General features: G+C 59.8%; 5 protein-coding genes. 2 read left to right on the forward strand and 3 right to left on the reverse strand.

The annotated features are described in order from the left end of the window. The 3 genes from RMO15_RS07535 to RMO15_RS07545 form a co-directional block, all read right to left on the reverse strand. A partial coding sequence (locus tag RMO15_RS07535) for a hypothetical protein (RefSeq protein WP_309710010.1) occupies positions 1-329 on the reverse strand: 329 nt, incomplete at its 3' end. 106 nt (positions 330-435) lie between these two features. After that, positions 436-1,620 carry an L-rhamnose isomerase gene (gene rhaI / locus RMO15_RS07540; protein WP_309710013.1) on the reverse strand — a complete coding sequence of 395 codons (1,185 nt, stop codon included), beginning with the start codon at positions 1,618-1,620 and terminating at the stop codon, positions 436-438. A gap of 109 nt (positions 1,621-1,729) precedes the next feature. Beyond that, positions 1,730-2,284, reverse strand: coding sequence for a hypothetical protein (locus tag RMO15_RS07545; RefSeq protein WP_309710015.1), 555 nt, complete (start codon positions 2,282-2,284; stop codon positions 1,730-1,732). A gap of 90 nt (positions 2,285-2,374) precedes the next feature. On the opposite strand from RMO15_RS07545, the gene RMO15_RS07550 reads away from it, so the two are divergent. Then, positions 2,375-3,655, forward strand: a complete 1,281-nt coding sequence (locus RMO15_RS07550; RefSeq protein WP_309710018.1) for a Gfo/Idh/MocA family oxidoreductase — start codon at positions 2,375-2,377, stop codon at positions 3,653-3,655. Between the two features lie 35 nt (positions 3,656-3,690). After that, positions 3,691-3,936: ParB N-terminal domain-containing protein (locus RMO15_RS07555; RefSeq protein ID WP_309710021.1), on the forward strand; the 246-nt coding region annotated here is incomplete at its 3' end.

Here is a 3,936-nt window from a genome sequence, read left to right on the forward strand (position 1 = left end):
GTGATGGTCATGAGAACCCCAAAACCAGGCATCTGCTCCGCGCTCACTCGATAGGTTCCCGCAGGCAAGGCCAGAGTAAAATTTCCCTCGGCATCGGCGGTTGTCATTGCGATAACGGTCTCACTTGACTCCGGAGAGACCCTCAGGCGAGCGCTGGCAAAGCCGGAGTAGACCACGGGATTTGGGCAGACACCATCGGGCGGCGGTGCACCACAGCCACCACTTCCCTTTAGCACCCGCCCCGTCACTTGTGGCGCAACCGTTGTGCCGCTACAGCCCACCAGCCCCCCGAGAGAGATCAGCCCCATAAACATCACGATTCGTTTCATCGTTTCTTCGACTCCCTTTTGCATCCGTCACTTCATAGACGTCAGCGGACACCATTTCCGCGTGACATCAGGCGCTCTGGGATAAAGAAAACACCAAGAATGATGACTATGCGCCCAAGCCGGCTCCACTTGCCCTTGCAGGTTCGACCTGGCGGCGGGCACGGCGCTCTTTGACGAGTTCGTCAGTGGCGAGTGCCTTGAGCGGGTCGGCGGGGCGACCGATCTCTTCGCGGGTAGCGGCGAGGATCGGGCGGACATCGGTCTCGTAGGCATTGCGCAGGATCGCGTGGGCACCCATCACATCGCCTGCGACTTGCATCTCGGCGAGCGCGGCGCGGTCTACGAGCAGGGCTTTGGCGTAGGCGGTCTGCACGTTCAGGACACTCAGCACCATGGCCTCGATCTTCTTCTCCACCACGTGCGACTGATCTAGCATATACGCCGTCTGGAACGCCGTCTTGCCGTCGTTGCCGTTGATGAGCTCATGGAAGATGCAAAAGAGCGCGTAGGGGTTGGCGCTCCCCACGATCAGGTCGTCGTCGGCATAGCGCCGGTCATTGAAGTGGAAGCCCCCGAGGCGGCCCTCGGAAATCAGGGTGGAGACAATGAACTCGATATTGGTGTAGTGGCCGTGGTGCCCCGTGTCCACCAGAACTTTAGCGCGCTCGCCCAGCTTCTGGCAGACCGTGTAGCTCGTGCCCCAGTCGGCCAAGTCGGTGTGGTAGAACGCGGGCTCGAAGAGCTTGTACTCGACCAGCATCTCACCGTCGTCCGGCATCGCGGCGTAGCCCTCGGCGAGGCAGTCGATCAGGCGCTGGCGGCGGCTCTTGATATCGTCCTGGCCAGGATAGTTCGTCCCATCGGCCAGCCAGATGCTCAGCAGCTTGCTGCCGGTCACCTTCATGATCTCGGCGCACTCTTTCAGATGCGCGACGGCTTTCTTGCGAATCGCCGGGTCGGGGTTGCAGACCGAGCCGAGCTTATAGTCGTGGTCCTGAAACAAATTCGGGTTGATCGCCCCAATCGCGACGCCTTCGGAATTGGCGAACTCGGCGATATCGGCCCAGGTCTTGCCGGCGGGAGGCAGATCCCAGGGAATGTGGACGGCCACGGTCGGGCAGACACCGGTGAGGCGATGCACCGTTGCGGCATCCTCAAGTTTTTCGTAGATATCGCGTGCCACTCCCGGCTCAGGGAAGGCTCCGAAGCGGGTGCCCGCATTGGCAAAGCCCCAGGAGGGCAGCTCGATAGGAAGGGCGCGCAGCGCGGCGCGGATATGCTCTTGGCTCATACACGTTGATTCGTGGCGGGCAGAGCATTTTCCTGCCGCCGATTGGAAATCGGCGTCTGCAGTAGCCTGCGGCTGCAAAGCCCGTGCCGGGCTGGGGGGGGTGTCAGATTTATCCCCAGCTTCCGAGACCAAGATCATAGAGCGGCTGAAGCGGGTCGCGGGGCTTCTGCGTCTTTTGCCAAGGCCAAAGACGCTTTGGAGAAGTCGATATCGGGGCCAGCAAGGCCGTCAAAGTCGTTTCAACTTCTGTAGGTATCCGCTCGTCCAAGAGCTGTATCTCCTCCAGAAGGCGGGACGTTGCGGCAAAAAAATCAGACTCGCTCATCTGAAAAATATCGAACGGCTCCAATAAGACGTAGGGTAGCTGAAACTCGGGGCGTGTGAGAAACGCCTTCGTCTCTTCTATTAGCGGCTCCACAAGCGGATGAGTAAGCTGATCAAGAAACGCAAAAAGCTGCTCATGCCCTTGTGTCAAATCTCCCAGGATCGCAACTTCGCCTTCACCGGGCCAATCAAGCGAAGGGCAAATTCGTGGTGATGCCGAGATCAGCAGCTTGAAGACAAGCGGAATATCGTAGGCATACTCTCCAAGAAGTAGGAGGTTTGTCTTTTCCCCTTCACCAGGAACAAAATCAACAGCATAAAGCGAGCACTGATTGGCCATCTTAACCTAATTATAGCCCGGCACGGGCTTCGCGGCGCGAAGCGCCATTGCAGACGCCGATTTCCAATCGGCGGCGGGTAGAATCCCAGCATGAGTTTTTCGAGTTTCAAAGAGTTTCAGGACGTCAAGCCCCGTGTCGCGCTAATCGGCTCCGGTTGGTACGGCAAGTGTGATCTGTTTCGCCTCTTGCAAGTCGCCCAAAATGCTGAGGTAGTGGCGCTGTGCGACGTGGACAAGAAGATGCTGGCGGAGGCGGCTGACTCGGTGGCGGGCAAGCAGGCATCGAAGAAGCGCCCGGCGACTTTCTCCGACTACCGCGAGCTGCTCAAGGAGACCAAGCCGGAGCTGGTGCTGATCGGGACGCCCGACCACTGGCATGCGCTCCAGGCAATCGCGGCGATGGAGGCGGGGGCGGATGTCTACTGCCAGAAGCCGATCTCGGTGGATATCGCCGAGGGTCAGGCGATGCTGGCGTCGGCGCGTAAGCACAAACGTGTGGTGCAGATCGGGACACAGCGCCGGAGCACGCCCCACTTAGTCGAGGCGAGAGAGATTCTGCGTGAGGGTAAGCTGGGCAAGATCGGGCTGGTGGAGACGTGCTGTTACTATCATATGAGGAGTGGCAGCCGCGCTGCTAACACCGCACCGCCGGAAAATCTCGACTGGGAGCTGTGGACGGGGCCTGCGCCGCTACGGCCCTACAACCCCGTTGCGCACCCGAGAAGCTGGCGGGCGTTTATGGAGTATGGCAATGGGATTGTCGGGGACATGTGTGTGCATATGCTGGACATGACCCGCTGGATGCTGGGCCTCGGCTGGCCCAAGAGCGTCGCCTCGTCGGGCGGGATCTTCATGGATAAGGCCAGCATTGCCAACATCACCGACACGCAGACCGCCAGCTTTGACTTTGGCGAGACGCAAGTGCTCTGGCAGCACCGGAGCTGGGGTGAGGCGCCCGATCCAAAATATCCCTGGTCGGCGATTTTCTACGGCGAGAAGGGCGTCTTGAAAGCCAGCGTCAATGGCTACGACTTTATTCCGAGTCGTGGGCAGGCTATCCATAAAGACGTGACGCTAGAGCTCGACAAGTTCCCCGAGGACGCCACCGAGCGGGACTTAGAGAAACACGTCGCCCCCGCCATCCGCTACCACATGGCCGACTGGCTCAAGGCAGTCCAGAGCCGAGGCCGCCCCGTGGCAGACATCGAGGAGGGGCATATCTCCACCGCAAGCTGTATTCTCGCGAACTTGGCGCAGCAGACCGGGCGCACACTGGCCTGGGACGCGCAAAAAGGCCGTATTATCGGCGACGAAGCAGCCAACAAGCTCCTGCGCCGTCCCTACCGCAAACCCTGGGTGCATCCGGCCTGATATAATAGCAAACATCTGATTGCTGGAGAGATTACTTGGAACTGAAGTTTGTTGCGATTGAGAAGATTGTGGAAGACCCGGATCAGCCACGCAAAGTGCTGGACGATGCGGCTCTGGCGGGCCTGGCGGACTCGATCCGTCAGCATGGCCTACTCAACCCCATCACAGTGATGGCACTGGAAGGGATTGATGCCTATCGAATTGTCACTGGGGAGCGCCGCTGGCGGGCGTCCCAGCAGGCGGGTCTTGTCGAGATGGCCTGTATTGTCCGCACCCTCGCT

It is taken from the genome of Armatimonas sp. (genome assembly GCF_031410135.1).
Classification (GTDB): Bacteria; Armatimonadota; Armatimonadia; order Armatimonadales; family Armatimonadaceae; genus Armatimonas.